Consider the following 16,648-nt stretch of genomic DNA (forward strand, 5'->3'; position numbering starts at 1 on the left):
GACAATACGGCTTCCTGCGGACGGATTTCAAACGCTGCGCGTTGGTTGAGGTAGGAAGACAGCGGCAGTGAGGAATCGGTGGAGGTGGAGGTGATTTCGACGCAGTAGGCGGTGTTGGCGGCTTCAGAGGCGATGAAAGAACGAACGGAGAGGGACGGGGAGAAACGGGCGAAGGTGAGATGGTAGGATTGGCAGGCAGTCATGGCGTTGAATTTAAAGATGACAATGAGGTTCGTATGGTAACTTGAACGTCATCAACGGTAAAGCAAATGGGATAAACGGTAGAAAGGTCGTCTGAATGGAGGTTTCAGACGACCTTTATAAATTCAATCTGTATTTGCTTGAAACTTAGTCAAGGATTCAAATAATGAAGGATTTAACTTAATAATCGCCCCAAGCAAAATCCTTTAACTGCTTCATCTTTAATTATCTCTCCACTGCTCCCAAGATAAATATGCCTCTCACAGAAATCGCCCGAGTCGCGATGAATTTCCATGAACTTCTGCTTTGGAGTTGGTACAGATTCATCTGTATAGAATACATCATCATTATCTGGCTGGAAAAAAGAAAAACCAAGATAGAGGCTTTCATTAATATTTTTTTTATTATATGAGAAGTAGATCGGGGAAGATTCATTCTTCTCTAAATTGAAGTTCCAGTAATTTTCTATTGCTTCATCCTCAGTCTGATTGTCATACTTTCTATAAACGTTGACTTGCAGCCAATAAGGAGATGAATTATGGATGACGATTTGTCGTTTTTGTTCAGTAATGAAGTCATGTATCACAAAGGGAAACACGCAAAGCAATATTAGGAAAATTATTTTTTTCATGATAGGTTAGGAAACCAAAGGTTCAAAGGTGGAGGAGCTCTTTCTGCTCAATAAAACAATTCAACCAGCCATTGGATAATTTTTGCATCTATCCGTTGAAGGAGGTTGGGATGCAGTGGAGCAACAGGACCGCCGTCAGGTCCGCCACTCCAGCCGATATATTCATCATCTATAGAGGGTCTTGCAAAATTTTCAGGAACCCATTCCGTACCAAATGGGAATGTATCTCGATAATAGTAGAGCAAATTATCCTTTTCATCGGCAATAAAGATTGCTGTCCTAAAACCGTTCCATCCTGTACAGGCAAAAGTTTTTCTATTTTTCAAAATTCTGCGATTATCTGCCAAAATCTTTTTTTCCAATTCTATTTGTTCTAAACGTTCTACTTTATGTTGATATAAATACTCACATTCGGGGTTATCTTTGTAGCGTAATTCCCGATAAATTGCTTCAGGATTTTGCATAAAATATAGTCCACAAGAACCTTCTTGATAGTTCACTAAATATTTATTTTGGTAACAATCACTGCTCACGGAAAGATTTTTTATCTCTTCTCCCATCCCCGTTATTCGCCAATACTCAACCAACCCAAATATCAATATAAAGAAACCAAACCATTTCACTATTTTTTTTCTTTTTCATAAACTTTGCCTATTATTTTAAAACTACTTCAATTGGGGATTGAAACAATATTATTTAAGGATAAAAATACCGGCAGATTCCCGCCCGGCTTTTAAATAATTGAATTATATAAAATAATATAGATTAAAATTTTATTTATGGCATAAATTATCAATAAATTTTGCTTCTATCCTATGGAAAATAGATGGGTTTATAGAAAAGGATTCTGCTTGAGCATATAGACCTAAATCGAATATACCTTCTTCATCTAAGTTCAAGTCTAATGGCATTCCTAGCCAAACTTCATTATAGAGATAATAAAAAGACAGTAATTTACCTTGGTCATCATATAAATAGATACCGGAGTTGAGACCGTCTATGCTTAAAAAATTTCCTATACTGTCCAAACAAACAACAATTTTTTTATTTTCACTTACGCCAAACCTTTCACATTGGTCTCCATCACTAGGAACTTGATAACTAGGTAAAGTCTTTTCTTTATAATGGCAATATGCGCTATATCTAAAATAAAAATAAGAAAAAATTATAGTTAACAAAATGGGTATTAAAGCAAATTTTTTAAACATGATTCCACTTCAAAAGAAGGTCGTCTGAAAAGTCTCAGATGACCTTTATCAATTTTGGACTTCAACTCAATCTGTACCTACTCAATACATTAATTAAGAAGAGCTTTCTTCTTATTTAAATATTTTTTTATTTCCCTGATATTTTTTAATTTAAATTTCGTTTTTACATCAGAGCCACCATCATATCCTGAAACATTTTTACCTAAAATATGATCTACAGATATAATTTGTATTTTACTATTTTCCTCATCTTTATAAATTTTATATAAATGAATCGTATAATCTTTACCCTCAGGTTGAGGGTAACAACAAAATTCCTCTGAAAATAGAATAATAAGCAATGGAGGATGGCGATTGTCCTTATACACGCTTACTGCTTCCAAGTTGATTTTCCTACTTGGACTATTCTCTTTTCTAAAATTTTTTAATTCATATTTTTTTCCATTAACCAATATACTGTTATGGATTATTTCTTCTATTCCATCTATTCCGTTGATTTCGTCTATTTCTTCATTATGAATGGTGATGCAGTGTGATGCCGAAAATAAAGCATCATTTGTTTTGAAAAGGCTTAATTTGTAATTCTGATCATCACATGATCCATCACTTTTAATGGGATGAATTTCCTGGGCGATGCAAAAGCCGGATGAACAAAACAGGATTATAGATATGATAAAAGATCTCATGATGTAACCTTTAGCAAAGAGGGTAAGTAGATTGGGCGTAGCTCAATGACACCTTCAAATCGCTAAAAATATTGGGTTCAGCCCAATCTAGGCTTACAGCTCTTTTTTAAGCGTTCGTGTATCAAAGTCGATGACAAAAGGCTTGGATCGATAACCACGATCCATTCCTTCATAGAACACAGCTATACATTTAAATGTATATCTTTTTTGTTTAAATTTATCCTGTACACAATTAAATCGGTCATCGTTGCTGCATAATCGTACACTTCCTGTCAACCTATCACTCTGGCTATTTTTTATATCACTAGATTCCGAATCAACAAAACCCAATAACTTTACAAGATATACTCTTTCACTGCTTTCGCAATTAGCGTGATGTAGATTTGTTCTTTTTAAATTATTTATCATTTCCTGTTTTGTATTGATAAAATCCATATCAAATACAACTTCATCAAATTCTTTGTTGATCACATAATTTTTAGGTTGCAGATCATAACCATTAAAAGAAACAATACATGAGGCTAGAAATATAACCGCGATATAAAGTAAATATTTACCTTTCGACACTCTTTAATTCCTCTTGATAAGGCAGCAAAAGCAGGTTTTGTCTGTTTTCGAATAGCTTTTGGTAAACATGGCAGAGAAAGAACGGGGTAGGACTAGCGGTCAGCCATGACGGTTTGGATGGGTTTATGATGAAAGTCTGAATATAAGTCAAAATGACAGGTAGGATAAACAACGGAGGATAAGAGGTAAAGATGTTGTATGGGTGGTTTTGTAAGGGAGGGAGATGAATGGATTGGGGATGAAAGAAGGTCATCTGAAAGTTGGGTTTCAGACGACCTTTTGGTATTTGTGGAATTCGTGGGCGGAGCCCACGCTACGTTGGGTTTCAGACGACCTTGGGTCAGAGGTCGAAGGCGGCGTTGATGAGGCGTTTGGTGTAGTCTTTCTGCGGGTGGTGGAAGATTTGGTCTGCGCTGCCGTATTCGACGAGTTCTCCGTGCTGCATGACGGCGACGTTGTCGCTGACGGCGCGGACGACGGAGAGGTCGTGGCTGATGAAGATGTAGGTCAGTCCGTATTTGGTTTGGAGTCCGCGCAGCAGTTCGACGACTTTGATTTGGACGGAGCGGTCGAGGGCGGAGGTGGGTTCGTCGAGGAGGATGAACTTGGGCCGCAGGATGAGGGCGCGGGCGATGGCGATGCGTTGGCGTTGTCCACCTGAGAATTCGTGCGGGTAGCGGTTGAGGGCGTCGGCGGGCAGAGAGACTTCGTCTAGGACTTTGAGGACGAGTTCGGTGCGTTGGGCTTTGGTCATTTCGGGGCGGTGGACGGTGAGGCCTTCGCCTATGATTTCGCCGACGGTGAGGCGGGGGGAGAGTGAGCCGTAGGGGTCTTGGAAGACCATTTGGCGTTCGGCTTTGAGCTGGCGCGCGCGCTCGGGGGTGAGGGCGGCGAGGTCGCTGCCGTCGAAGTGTATGCTGCCTTGGTAGGGGAGCATTTGCATGATGGCTTTGCCGAGCGTGGATTTGCCGGAACCGGATTCGCCGACGATGCCGAGGGTTTCGCCTTGGCGGATGGCGAGGCTGATGTTTTTGACGGCGTGGAAGGTTTTGAGGGGTTTGCCGAAGAAGTTGTGTTTGAGGGTGAAGTGGACGTTGATGCCGTCTGCGCGGATGAGCTCGGGCGGGTTGCCTTCTATGGGGTCTTTCATGCCTTTGGGGACGGAGTGGATGAGTTGGGCGGTGTAGGGGTGGGTCGGGTTGGCGAAAACTTGTTTGATTTTGCCGCGCTCGACGATTTCGCCGTCTTTCATGACGCAGACGGTTTCGGCGTAGTGTTCGGCGAGTCCGAGGTCGTGGGTGATGAAGATAATCGCCATGCCCATTTGTTTTTGGAGGTCGTGGAGGAGGTCGAGAATTTCTGCTTGAATGGTGACGTCGAGGGCGGTGGTGGGTTCGTCGGCGATGAGCAGGGCGGGGTCGTTGAGCAGAGCCATGGCGATCATGATGCGCTGGAGCTGGCCGCCTGAGAATTCGTGTGGGTATTGTTTCAGACGACGTTCTGCTTCGCGGATGCCGACGCGGTTGAGGAGGTCGAGGATGCGTTCGCGGGCGGCTTTGCGGGTGACGGTTTTGTTGTGGACGCGCAGGGCTTCTGTGAGCTGGGTGCCGATTTTCATGAAGGGGTTGAGCGAGGTCATGGGCTCTTGGAAGATGAAGCTGATGCGTCCGCCGCGCAGGCTGCGGAGGGTTTTTTCGTCTGCGTCGAGGATGGATGTGCCGTCGAAGGTGATGCGCGAGTCTTGTCCGTAAAGGGTGGTGTTTTCGGGCAGGAGGCGCATGAGGGACATGGCGGTAACGGATTTGCCGGAACCGGATTCGCCGACGAGGGCGAGGGTTTCGCCTTTGGCGACCTGAAAGCTGATGTTGCGCACGGCGTGGACGGTTTTTTCGTGGAGCTGGAAGCGGATGTCGAGGTTTTCGACGGTGAGTAATGGGGTGGTCATGGGTGTGTCCTCGTTGTGTGTGTCAGCGGTCTTTGGGGTCGAGTGCGTCGCGCAGGCCGTCGCCGATGAAATTGAAGCAGAAGAGGGTGGCGACGAGGAAGAAGCAGGGGACGAGGAGCTGCCACGGGGCGGCTTCCATGGAGGCTGCGCCTTCTTGGAGCATGGAACCCCAACTGGTCTTGGGTTCTTGTACGCCCAATCCGAGGAAGCTGAGGAAGGATTCGAACATGATCATGCCGGGTACGAGTAGGGAGGCGTAAACCATGACGACGCCGAGTACGTTGGGGATGATGTGGCGGGTAACGATGCGGCGGCGGGATACGCCTGTGATGCGGGCGGCTTCGACGAATTCTTTGTGTTTGAGGCTGAGGGTTTGACCGCGGACGATGCGGGCGACATCCAGCCATGAGACGAGTCCGATGGCGACGAAGATGAGTAAGAGGTTGCGTCCGAAGAAGGTGGTCAACAGGATGACGAAAAACATAAAAGGAAAGGCGTTGAGGATTTCGAGCAGGCGCATCATGACGGAGTCGAGTTTGCCGCCGAAAAAGCCTGCGAGCGCGCCGTAGAGCGTGCCGATGACGACGGCGACGAGTGCGCCTGCGATGCCGATGAGCAGGGAAATGCGTCCGCCGGCGGCTGCTCGGGTGAGGAGGTCGCGTCCGAGTAGGTCGGTGCCGAAGTAGTGGCGGGTGGCGAAGGAAGGCGGGATTTGCATGTTGTCCCAGTCGGTGTAATCGTAGGTGTAGGCGCTGACCCAGGGGACGGTGATAACGAAGAGGATAATGGCGGCAAGGATGAAGACGCTGCACAGGGCGGCTTTGTTGTTGCTGAAACGCCGCCATGCGTCCTGCCACAGGCTGCGTCCGTGTACTTGTGCCTGTTCGGCGGCTTCTGCTATGGCGCGGGAATTTTTCTTGTTGAATAGCATGGTGTTCTCCGTTTTTTGTTCGGGGGTCGTCTGAAAACGGCAAAACCGGTTTTCAGACGACCTTTTTTGCTTTTAATAGCGGATTTTGGGGTCGATCAGGGCGTAGAGGATGTCGAGTATGGCGTTGAAGACGATGGTCAGTACGCCGACGAGGATGGTTAGCCCCAAGATCATGCCGTAGTCGCGGTTGAGCGCGCCGTTGACGAAGAGTTGTCCGATGCCGGGCAGTCCGAAGACGCTTTCGATAACGATGGCGCCGGTGATGATACCGACGAAGGCGGGAACGAGATAGGAGAGGATGGGCAGCATGGCGGGACGCAGTGCGTGGCGCAGGACGATGCTGTTCATTGATAGTCCTTTGGCGCGGGCGGTGCGGATGTAGGGGCTGTTCAACACTTCTATCATCGCGCCGCGCGTGATGCGGGCGAGGCCTGCGACATAGCCGATGGAGAGGGCGGCGACGGGCATGATGAGGCTGGTTAACGAGCCGTCATTCCAGCCGCCGGCGGGCAGCCATTTGAGGGTGATGGCGAAGATGAAAATCATGATGGGGGCTTTGACGAAGCTGGGGACGACGATGCCGGTCATGGCGGCGGTCATGATGGTGTAGTCCGCCCATGTGTTGCGCCTGAGTGCGGCGATGGTGCCCATGAGTACGCCCAAGACGGTGGAGATGATGAAGGCGTACACGCCCAGTTCGACGGAAACGGGCAGGGCTTGGGCGAGCAGCTCGTTGACGTTGTAATCTTTGTATTTGAACGAGGGACCGAGGTCGCCGTGGGCGAGTTGTTTGAGATAGTTGAAGTATTGCAGGTACATCGGGTCGTTCAGGTGGTATTTGGCTTCGATGTTTGCCAGTACGGCGGGCGGTACGTTTTTGTCGCCGGTGAAGGGGCTGCCGGGTGCGAGCCGCATCAGGAAGAATGAGACGGTAATCAGTACCAGCATGGTGGGGATGGCGGAAAGTATGCGGCGGATGATGAATTTCAGCATATCGTACCTGCTCGGGGCTTGGTGGGTCGGAATATGCCTGAATACGGGAAGGCGGTCTGAACGGGGTTCGGACGCTTGGATTGGTTTTCTCTTCTTTGTAGTCAGGCCCTTGGTTTTGGGTGTGCGGGCTTTTGTTTTATGGTCGTCTGAAAACTTGGGATGGGATTTCGGACGGTTTTTTATTGTGGCTGTTGCGGGCGGAAGCCTGCGTTTGGGGTTTGTTTCGGAGATCGTCTGAAAACGGGATTTTGGTTTCAGACGACCTTGTTTGCTGGTGCTTTTTGTGGGCAAAGCCCACGCTGCGGTCGCTTTTCAGACGACCTTTTGATGTTGGCGCGGGTTCGTGGTTAGAACCCACGCCACAGTCGTTTTTCAGACGACCTTCGCCGTTAACGCGCGAGCGGTTCGGTGCGTTTGATCAGCCATGCTTTTGCCGCGCCTTCGGTCAGCGGCTCGAGGCGGCGGCGGACTTCAGTGTGGTAGTGGTTGACCCAGTCGATTTCGCCGTCGGTCATCATGGCGGTATCCATCAGGCGGGTGTCGATGGGGCAGAGGGTCAGGGTTTCGAAGTAGAGGAAGCTGCCGAACTCGGTTTCCTGCGGATTGGCGACGGCTTGGTTGGTGGCGAGGTTCTCAATGCGGATGCCCCATTTGCCGGGACGGTAGAGTCCGGGTTCGATGGAGGTAACCATGCCTTTTTTCATGGCGTGCTGCGGGCCGGGAACGGCGGCGCAGGCGATGACTTGCGGGCCTTCGTGGACGTTGAGGAAATAGCCTACGCCGTGTCCTGTACCATGACCGTAGTCGCATTGCGCCTGCCACAAGGGTTTGCGGCAGATGGCGTCTATCATCGGCGAGAGGATGTTTTCGGGGAACACGGCTTCGGCAAGCGCGATATGGGCTTTGAGAACCAGCGTGTTGTCGCGTTTTTGTTCGGCGGTCGGCGTGCCGACGGGGACGACGCGGGTGATGTCGGTCGTGCCGCCTTTGTATTGCGCGCCGGAGTCGATGAGCAGCAGACCGTTGCCGCTGATGGTGCTGTGGCTTTCAGGCGTCGCGCTGTAATGCGGCAGGGCGGCGTTGGCGTTGAAGCCTGCGATGGTGTCGAAACTCAATGAGATGAAGCCCGGACGTGCGCTGCGGTAGCGGTGGAGCATGGTGTCCACGTCGATTTCGGTCAGGCTGCCGCCGTTGGCGATGATGTCTTCAAACTCGGCGAAGAAGCCGCACAACGCTGCGCCGTCGTGTTCCATCGCTTCGCGGATGTGGGCGATGTCGGCTTCGGATTTGACGGATTTGAAGAAGGTGGACGGGTTGATGCTCTCGATAAGGCGCACGCTTTCGGGCAGGCGCACGAGGGTGCTGACGGCGGTTTTGTTCGGCTCGATGAGCAGCGTGCCGCCGATTTGCGCGAGTTTGTCGGCAACTTGGGCGTAAGGTTCGACCGTGATGCCGGCGGTTTGCAGTGCGGCGGCGGCTTCGGCGTTCAGACGACCTTGGTCGGTAAACAGGACGGCGTTGTCTTTGCCGATCAGCAGGAAGGACACGAAAACGGGGTTGAAAGGCACATCGCTGCCGCGCAGGTTGGTCAGCCAAGCGATGTCGTCAAGCGAGGAAACCAAGTGGTAATCCGCGCCTTTTTCCGCCATGACGGCACGCACGCGGGCGAGTTTCTCGGCGGCGGTTTCGGAGACGTAGGCGGGGTCGTGGATGAACACGGTTTCGGCAGGGATGGCTGGGCGGCTGCTCCATACGCGGTCAAGCAGGTCGTCGGGGTGTTCGATGCGGATATTTTTGGCGGCTAGGGATTGCGCCAAAGTGCGTTTGCCGGTGAGCGAGACCATATCGGAAGGGATGCCGACGGCGGCGTTTTCGGGCAGGTTTGCCGCAAGCCATTCGTTGTACGGCGGAACTTGCCCGCTTTTTTGCAGCCCGATGCCGCTGCCTGCAAGCTGTTTGGTCGCCTGCTCCCAATAGCGGCTGTCCACCCACACGCCCGCTTCATCGGCGGTAACGACGAAAGTGCCGACTGAGCCGGTAAAGCCCGACAATTCGCGGCGCGCCTGCCAGTGTGCAGGCAGGTATTCGGAAAGATGGGGGTCGGCGGAGGGGATGACGAGTGCGTCCAAGCCTTGCGCCTTCATGGCTTCGCGCAATGCGGACAGGTAATTCGATACGGTATTCATGAACGGATTCTCCAATAAGGTTTCGCGGTTTCAGACGACCTTTTTATAGCCGATTAACTTGATGTACAGGGAGGTCGTCTGAAAAACGTGTCTATGTTATCAAATCACTTCTTGGGTGCAAATGACCAATTCTTGACGGTGTAGTTTTTCAGCGGGTCACGGTCGGAGTAGCCTTGGATGTCGGGTTTCACCAGATTGATGCTGACTTGGTGGTAGAGCGGGATAAAGGCGTCGTCGCGTTGCAGCATCGCCTCGGCGCTGACGTAGCGGCGGGCGCGTTCTTCGGCGGAAATACCCGCTTCGAGCGTGCTGTCCATCAGCTTGTCGAATTCGGGATTCTTGTAATGGAAGGCGTTGTTCGGATTGTTGGATTTGAAAATATTGAGCATGCCCGCAGGGTCGTTGTAGTCGGAACACCAGCCCGCGAACGCCATGCTGAAATTGCCCTGCATGCGCTTGTCCAAGAAGGTTTTCCATTCTTCGTTCATCAACGTGGGGCGAACGAACGGCACGGTCGCCTTCCAAATGGATTGCAGCGCGGTGATTTGTTTTTTGGCGGCCTCGCTGGTGGTATAGACGATTTGGAACTCGAACGGTTTCTCTTCGCTGTAACCCGCTTCGCGCAAGAGTTTTTCTGCTTCGGCGATACGCGCTTCGCGCTTGAGCGGCTTCCACGCGGGGGCAGACTCGCCGCCGCCCTGCATATTCGGCGGGGTAAGCTGGAACGCTTCCTTGTCGCCGCGTCTGGCAACTTTGGTAATGATGGCGCGGTCGGTCAGCAGGTTGAGCGCGCGGCGGACTTTGGGATTTTTAAATTCGGCGGATTCCAAGTTCGGCTCTAAAAACCAAGAACACAGCAAAGTCGCGCGCCGAACCTGTCCGGGAAATTCTTTTTCGGCAATCTTGATCTGATCGGAAGGAATGCTGTAGGTAACGTCCACTTCGTCGGCGCGGTAGCGGTCGTATTCTTTGCCGCTGGCGAGGAATACCGCCTGCGGGATGGATACTTTTTTGCTGTCGTAATAAGCGGGGTTTTTATCCATGGTGATGTGGCTGTTGACGTGCCATTCTTTGAGGATGTATGCGCCGCTGGAGACATAATTGCCCGGCTGCGTCCATTTTTCACCGAGTTTCTCGACGGTGGCGCGGTGGACGGGATAGGTGAATTGCTGAACCATCATATCGGGGAAATACGGCACAGGCGCGGTGAGCGTGAATTGCAGTGTTTTCGCGTCCAAAGCCTTCACGCCCAAAGTATCCGGCTTCGCCTTGCCTTGTAAAATCTCCGCCGCTCCCTGTACTTTCGCGTCCTCCAAGTAGCTGCTGTAAGGCGCGGCGGTTTCGGGATCGGCGAGACGGCGGAAGCTGTACACGAAATCTTCGGCGGTAATCGGGTCGCCGTTGCTCCATTTCGCATCGCGCAGGTGGAACGTCCAAACGCGCCCTTCGTCCGACGGCTCCCATTTCAACGCCAGCGCGGGAATGGTTTTGCCTTCGTCATCCGTACCGACCAAGCCGTCCATCATCTGACGGATAATCGCGCCTGCCGCCATATCCGAGCTTTTTTGCGGGTCGAGCGTACTCGGTTCGACCGCATTGCTGATGACGATTTTATTGTATTCGCTGCGTTTGAATTCAGGCGCGGGCTTGACTTCGCGGTTGCACGCCGACAGCGCAAGCACCACGGCAAGCGATAAAGCCGATACGGAATAAAGTTTGGTCGGCAGCACGTTGTTTCTCCTCTTTTCCTTATCTCCCCTCCGTTTGCGTCTTGTAGAAATAAAAAAATTACATACGACTACAAGATAGGGAAATATTCTGAATTTACGCGGGTAAAAAGATTTATTCTCTATAAATATCTGAAAAAATCCGCCTGTTCTTGGAATTGGTTTGCAAGATAACACAAAAAAACGCCATAAAAAACATTTTTAAAAATAAAAGTTACAAGCGATTACAAAAATATTGATTTTTTTGCAAGCCTAAAATAGTATAAAACCCTGTCGAAACAAAAGTTCAGAAAAATCAAACAAAAGGAGAATAAAATGAAGAAGTTGCTGATGATTGCGGTTGCCGTCCCGCTTGCCGTTCCCGCTTTGGCATCCGACAATGAAGCCAAAATCGGCGGACGGATATTTACTTCTATCGAACACGAACGCAACGGCAAAGGCCAATCCGCTACCGATATATCCGACAACAACAGCCGCATCTGGATTATGGGCAGTGAAAAACTCGACAAAGACCTCAAGCTCATCTACGGCGTCAATTCATTCGTCGCCTTCGACTACAACGGCTGGAGTACGGACGACTCCTATATCGGTCTGCGCGGCGATTTCGGTACCGTCCGCGCCGGCTGGCTCAGTACCCCCATGCACTACCTGACCGGCGAACAAGACGCATTCAACGGCAACAACCATACCCAAACCATGGGGCGCATGACCCGTTTCGGCGGCCGTGAAATCGCCCTGAACTACGAATCCAAAACCTTCGACAACGGCTTCAACTACCGCGTCCAAATCGCGCCCGGTGCCAACAAATACAAAGACAGAAAGCGCAACGGCGACTGGATGGCGGGCTTAGGCTTGCACTACAAACACCCGACCAACGGCTTCAACGCCCACTACGCCCTCGAATACGCCCGCAACGGCTCGCCTGACGATACCAAAGACAGACAGGTTCATTCCATGAAAGTCGGCTACGACAAAGACAATCTCTACCTCGCCGCCGGTATGATGTACGCCCGCAATGTCGCCGACAAATTCCACTGGGAAGACGAAACCAAAACCAATACCAACACCCGCGATTTCCAAGTTACCGCCGGCTACACCATGGGCAACATCACCCCCAAACTCGGCGTCGCCTACGGCCGCTCCGATACCGGCAAGAACTACAAACAGCTCGCGTTCAACACCGAATACAAATTCTCCAAACGCACGACCCTCTCGTTCAACTCAGGCGTAGTCAAAGAAAGCAAAGACCCCAAAACCGGCTGGGCGGCAGGCGTGTCATTGGAACACAGCCTGCAATAACACGGGATTTGAAGCATAATTTGCGGCATAAAAGGTCGTCTGAAAATCTGAATATGGGTTTTCAGACGACCTTTGTGTTTATAGTGGATCAACTTTAAACCAGTACGGCGTTGCCTCGCCTTGCCGTACTATTTGTACTGTCTGCGGCTTCGTCGCCTTGTCCTGATGTACTATCTGCGGCTTCGTCGCCTTGTCCTGATTTAAAGTTAATCCACTATAACAAATGCCTGTCAGACGCATTCTTGCAAACGATGTTTCCGATACTCAAATCCCCATGAAAAAACGTCGTCTGAAACTCATTTTCAGACGACGTTTGCCATTCACGCCCCTAGCGGATTCATTCCGCTTTCTCCAGCAAGGCGAAGCCTTCCACTTTGTTTCTCGGTCTCGCACCCTGCCAGATTTTCGTCCAGCCCGGCGGCGCGTCGGTATTTTTAGGCTGCTGCACCAGACGGTAGCGGCAGGCAGCGTCGTCGATATGGAGTGTCAAGTCGCTGTATTGCGCCCAGGCGATACGCGCGCGGTAGTCTTCGTTGGCGATGCTGATACATTCGAGGTCGTCTGAAAGCCGTTGTTTCAGTTCGGGGGAGAGGGCGGCTTCCATTTGGAGGACGACGGGCGCGTGGCTTTTGGCGGCGTCGAGCCACGGCAGGAACAGGGTCATCAGCAATGCCCATGCCAGCGTAACGCCTGCCGCCCAGTTGGTCACTGCCTGTCTGCCGCGGATGTTTTTGCGGGTAATCGCCCACAGCCACAATGGGGTAAACAGCAGGGCGACCGCCATCGGTATCGGGTCGATGTCGGGCGTGTAATACGGGCTGAAATAGGCGGCGCGTTCGGCGAGTTTGGCAGGCCAGCCGTAGTTCATGGCGAAGAAGCCCGTCCACAGGAAAATGGCGAAAAGTCCGAACGCCATGACGCCGAACCAGTTGATAAACGCCGCCGCGCCGCGCCGCAGTCCGTCCAGTTGCGCCGCGCCGAGCAGGGCGAGCGGGGGCAGCAGCCAAACGAGGTTGTCTTGCAGGCGTTGCGGGCTGACGGCAAGAATGCTGAGGACGATGAGGAACCACGAAATGCACAATACGCTCCAGTTTTTTTCGCGGATGCGGGGGCGGCTTAACGTCCATGCGGCGAGCAGCCATGCGGGCAGGGTAAACCAGAGCAGGTTTTTCAGGTAGTAGAACAGGCTGAAGGTCGTCTGAAAACCACCCAAACCGCCGAATGCGCCGAGCGAGTGGTGGTTCAACCAGATGGAAAACAGTTCGGGCTGAGTTCTGGAGAAGATGAGCGGATAAACCGTCAAGAGCGGCAGTCCGATGGCGAACGCGCCGACCAGCGTCAGGTAATAGCGTTTGATGCGCCATTTCTCATCGAGCAGCAGGGCGGGTGCTAAAAACATCAGCGCGGCGGTCATCAGATAGCCCGATGAGAGCGACAGCAACGCCCAGCCGCCGCCCAGCAACAGGGAGGCGGTAATGACGCGGCGTTGCGCCAACGAAAAGCCGCACAATATCATGCTCGACGCGGCAAAGGCGACGGAAGCGGGGTTGAGGAAGTGCGCGACCGAGAGTAGCCCGATGCTGCCGATCAGAATGAGGACGACGCTGCGCCCGTGGTGCCTGCCCAAAAAGTTGAATCCGGCAAAACCGCAGGCGGTCAGCCCGATAATCGTAAAGAAAACGCCCGCAAAACGCGCGGCATCATAAGCGTCCGCCGCCCAAGGCGACAACAGGTGTTTGAACGCCGCCGCCACCCATAAATAGACGGGCGGAATCTGAAAATCCGGCTGTCCCAACACATGGGCAACCAACGGCGTCGCGCCTGCGTCTAAGGCTTCAACGGCGGTAAAGACGGTGGGTTCGGCGGGATTCCACAAGTCGTGCGAAAACACGCCCGGCCACAGCCAGGCAAATGCCATCAGCAGCAAGAGCCAGGGTTTTTCATGGGTTTTGGCGGGTTGGCGCGGGTCGGGCGGGGTGTAAGTGAGCATGGTTTTGAGGATGTGAACGTATTTTCGTGTAGTTTAGCAAAGATTCGGCGGGAGGTCGTCTGAAAGGAAGGATTTGGGTTTTACTGCATGCAAACCACGTTTTCAGACGACCTTATATCGACGCTGCCGCTGACGCAAATCAAGCGCAGGCAAATCCCGCCTTTACCGATACGCCCCGTTCGCGGATAATTGAGAACATTCCCATTTCCGTTTCCAACTTTCACAAAGGATACATCATGGCATTTCTGAAACTGACCGAACAAAACGTGCAGGGCAAAACCGTCCTCATCCGCGCCGATATGAACGTGCCGTTCAAAGACGGCAAAATCAGCGACGACACCCGTATCCGCGCCTCTCTTGCGTCCATCAAATACTGCTTGGACAACGGCGCATCCGTTATCGTGATGACCCACTTGGGCCGCCCGACCGAAGGCGAGTTCCATCCTGAAGACGACGTTGCACCCGTTGCCGCGCACTTGGGCGGTTTGTTGGGCAAAGACGTGAAAGTATTGAACGACTGGCGTGAAAACAAACCCGCCCTGAATGCGGGCGATGTCGTCATGCTGCAAAACGTGCGCATCAACAAAGGCGAGAAGAAAAACGATTTGGAACTGGGCAAAGCCTATGCCGCCTTGTGCGACGTATTCGTCAACGACGCGTTCGGCACTGCCCACCGCGCCCAAGCCTCGACCGAAGCTGTCGCCCAAGCCGCGCCCGTTGCCTGCGCCGGCGTATTGATGGCGGGCGAACTCGACGCTTTGGGCAAAGCCCTGAAACAGCCCGCGCGCCCGATGGTGGCGATTGTCGCCGGCAGTAAAGTGTCCACCAAACTGACCATCCTCGAATCGCTGGCGGACAAAGTCGACCAACTCATCGTCGGCGGCGGCATCGCCAACACCTTCCTGTTGGCGGAAGGCAAAGCCATCGGCAAATCGCTGGCGGAACATGATTTGGTGGAAGAATCCAAAAAAATCATGGCGAAAATGGCGGCAAAAGGCGGCTCCGTACCGCTGCCGACCGATGTCGTCGTTGCCAAAACCTTTGCCGCCGATGCCGAAGCGGTCGTCAAAGACATTGCCGACGTTGCCGAAGACGATATGATTTTGGACATCGGTCCGAAATCCGCCGCCGCGCTTGCCGAGTTGCTCAAAGCCGCCGGCACGGTGGTGTGGAACGGTCCGGTCGGCGTGTTTGAGTTTGACCAGTTCGCAGGCGGCACGAAAGAATTGGCAAACGCCATCGCCCAAAGCAAAGCCTTCTCGATTGCGGGCGGCGGCGACACGTTGGCGGCGATTGCCAAATTCGGCGTGACCGACCAAATCGGCTACATCTCCACCGGCGGCGGCGCATTCCTCGAATTCTTGGAAGGCAAAGAGCTGCCCGCCGTAGCCGCTTTGGAAAAACGCGGCGCGTAAGCGGTTTGACGTAAAAAAGAGGTCGTCTGAAAACCTGAATCGGTTTTCAGACGACCTCTTTGTATGGTTGCCGCGTTTTGAGGGTAAGGCGGGGTATGTTTTATTTCAACAGATTTTTTAACGCCAAGCGCACGCCTTCGCCGACTTCCGTGCCTTTGGGGATGCCCTTGATGGCGGCTTTTGCCTCGCGTTCATTGTAACCCAGCGCAATCAGGGTGTTGACTATGTCGTCTGTTTCATCGGCGGCGGGTGTGGCGGCGAAAAGCCCGTCGGCAGCGGCATGGGAAACCAGTTTGCCACGCAGCTCCAAAACCATGCGTTCGGCGGTTTTTTTGCCGATGCCGGGCGCGGAGGACAGGCGTTTGATGTCTTCGTCGGCAACCGCGCGGGCAAGTTCGTCGGCGGACATGGCGGAGAGTATGCCCAGCGCGGTTTTCGCGCCGATGCCGCTGACTTTGACCAACTGGCGGAACGTCGCCCGCTCGTCGGCAGTGGCAAAGCCGAACAATAAATGCGCGTCTTCGCGGACGACAAGCTGGGTGTAAAGCTGCACGGTTTCGCCCAAGGCGGGCAGGTTGTAGAAAGTCTGCATGGATACGTCGGCTTCGTAGCCGACGCCGTTGACGTCGATGACGATTTGCGGCGGGTTTTTCTCGATGAGTTTGCCGGTCAGTCTGCTGATCATGTCGATTCCGAGTGGGGTTGTAGGGAGAGGGGTCGTCTGAAAACGCGGTTTTGTACGATGGCGGCGTTTTAGACGACCGTGATTGTCTGGTGGATTCAGTTTAAACCGGTACGGCGTTTCCGTATGGTTTGGTTTGCGTGCATCCGAAAGATAATAAAAAAGCTGAGTTTTTCAACTCAGCTTT

16 protein-coding genes and 1 pseudogene are annotated in these 16,648 nt (G+C 52.2%); 2 read left to right on the forward strand and 15 right to left on the reverse strand.

Translation table 11 applies throughout. From position 1 onward, the window contains the following. The 12 genes from HMPREF2572_RS10780 to HMPREF2572_RS10835 form a co-directional block, all read right to left on the reverse strand. Window positions 1-203: hypothetical protein (locus tag HMPREF2572_RS10780; protein ID WP_148132342.1), on the reverse strand; the 203-nt coding region annotated here is incomplete at its 3' end. 173 nt (window positions 204-376) lie between these two features. Then, window positions 377-832: a hypothetical protein gene (locus HMPREF2572_RS10785; protein WP_070498532.1), complete on the reverse strand. Its 456-nt coding sequence runs from the start codon at window positions 830-832 to the stop codon at window positions 377-379. 47 nt (window positions 833-879) lie between these two features. Further along, a complete protein-coding gene (locus HMPREF2572_RS10790; RefSeq protein WP_246827813.1) occupies window positions 880-1,455 on the reverse strand; it encodes a hypothetical protein in 576 nt (191 codons plus the stop codon). A 150-nt stretch (window positions 1,456-1,605) separates the two neighbouring features. Continuing rightward, window positions 1,606-2,040 carry a hypothetical protein gene (locus tag HMPREF2572_RS10795; protein WP_070498537.1) on the reverse strand — a complete coding sequence of 145 codons (435 nt, stop codon included), beginning with the start codon at window positions 2,038-2,040 and terminating at the stop codon, window positions 1,606-1,608. An 89-nt stretch (window positions 2,041-2,129) separates the two neighbouring features. Next, the gene (locus tag HMPREF2572_RS10800) at window positions 2,130-2,726 is read right to left on the reverse strand and encodes a hypothetical protein (RefSeq protein WP_070498540.1); all 597 of its coding nucleotides are present in this window, start codon (window positions 2,724-2,726) and stop codon (window positions 2,130-2,132) included. A 93-nt stretch (window positions 2,727-2,819) separates the two neighbouring features. Then, the gene (locus HMPREF2572_RS10805) at window positions 2,820-3,293 is read right to left on the reverse strand and encodes a hypothetical protein (RefSeq protein ID WP_070498542.1); all 474 of its coding nucleotides are present in this window, start codon (window positions 3,291-3,293) and stop codon (window positions 2,820-2,822) included. A 340-nt stretch (window positions 3,294-3,633) separates the two neighbouring features. Further along, window positions 3,634-5,238 (reverse strand): ABC transporter ATP-binding protein, encoded by a 1,605-nt coding sequence (locus HMPREF2572_RS10810; RefSeq protein ID WP_070498544.1) that lies wholly within the window; start codon window positions 5,236-5,238, stop codon window positions 3,634-3,636. A gap of 22 nt (window positions 5,239-5,260) precedes the next feature. Continuing rightward, on the reverse strand, window positions 5,261-6,169 hold the full coding sequence (gene oppC / locus HMPREF2572_RS10815; RefSeq protein WP_070498546.1) for an oligopeptide ABC transporter permease OppC: 909 nt from the start codon (window positions 6,167-6,169) through the stop codon (window positions 5,261-5,263). 72 nt (window positions 6,170-6,241) lie between these two features. Further along, window positions 6,242-7,162 carry an oligopeptide ABC transporter permease OppB gene (oppB, locus tag HMPREF2572_RS10820; protein WP_003741770.1) on the reverse strand — a complete coding sequence of 307 codons (921 nt, stop codon included), beginning with the start codon at window positions 7,160-7,162 and terminating at the stop codon, window positions 6,242-6,244. A 136-nt stretch (window positions 7,163-7,298) separates the two neighbouring features. Further along, on the reverse strand, window positions 7,299-7,520 hold the full coding sequence (locus HMPREF2572_RS10825; RefSeq protein WP_070498548.1) for a hypothetical protein: 222 nt from the start codon (window positions 7,518-7,520) through the stop codon (window positions 7,299-7,301). 31 nt (window positions 7,521-7,551) lie between these two features. Then, entirely contained in the window at window positions 7,552-9,348 is a 1,797-nt protein-coding gene (locus HMPREF2572_RS10830) for an aminopeptidase P family protein (RefSeq protein WP_070498550.1), read from the reverse strand. A gap of 104 nt (window positions 9,349-9,452) precedes the next feature. After that, window positions 9,453-11,078: a peptide ABC transporter substrate-binding protein gene (locus HMPREF2572_RS10835; protein WP_070498553.1), complete on the reverse strand. Its 1,626-nt coding sequence runs from the start codon at window positions 11,076-11,078 to the stop codon at window positions 9,453-9,455. A 312-nt stretch (window positions 11,079-11,390) separates the two neighbouring features. On the opposite strand from HMPREF2572_RS10835, the gene HMPREF2572_RS10840 reads away from it, so the two are divergent. Continuing rightward, complete coding sequence (locus tag HMPREF2572_RS10840; protein WP_070498556.1) at window positions 11,391-12,374, forward strand: porin; 984 nt, start codon at window positions 11,391-11,393, stop codon at window positions 12,372-12,374. 81 nt (window positions 12,375-12,455) lie between these two features. Here the strand turns inward: HMPREF2572_RS10840 and HMPREF2572_RS14915 are convergent. Both HMPREF2572_RS14915 and HMPREF2572_RS10845 read right to left on the reverse strand, forming a co-directional pair. Next, window positions 12,456-12,638 (reverse strand): annotated as a pseudogene (locus HMPREF2572_RS14915) (hypothetical protein); the annotation flags it as partial. A gap of 73 nt (window positions 12,639-12,711) precedes the next feature. After that, window positions 12,712-14,364, reverse strand: coding sequence for an ArnT family glycosyltransferase (locus tag HMPREF2572_RS10845; protein WP_070498558.1), 1,653 nt, complete (start codon window positions 14,362-14,364; stop codon window positions 12,712-12,714). Window positions 14,365-14,600: 236 nt separating this feature from the next. Here HMPREF2572_RS10845 and HMPREF2572_RS10850 point away from each other — a divergent pair, with 236 nt between their 5' ends. After that, window positions 14,601-15,779 (forward strand): phosphoglycerate kinase, encoded by a 1,179-nt coding sequence (locus HMPREF2572_RS10850; RefSeq protein ID WP_070498560.1) that lies wholly within the window; start codon window positions 14,601-14,603, stop codon window positions 15,777-15,779. 100 nt (window positions 15,780-15,879) lie between these two features. Here HMPREF2572_RS10850 and ruvA read toward each other — a convergent pair whose 3' ends face one another. Further along, window positions 15,880-16,464: a Holliday junction branch migration protein RuvA gene (ruvA, locus tag HMPREF2572_RS10855; RefSeq protein ID WP_070498563.1), complete on the reverse strand. Its 585-nt coding sequence runs from the start codon at window positions 16,462-16,464 to the stop codon at window positions 15,880-15,882. Window positions 16,465-16,648 lie beyond the last annotated feature (184 nt).

It is taken from the genome of Neisseria sp. HMSC064E01 (genome assembly GCF_001808875.1).
Taxonomy (GTDB): domain Bacteria; phylum Pseudomonadota; class Gammaproteobacteria; order Burkholderiales; family Neisseriaceae; genus Neisseria; species Neisseria sicca_A.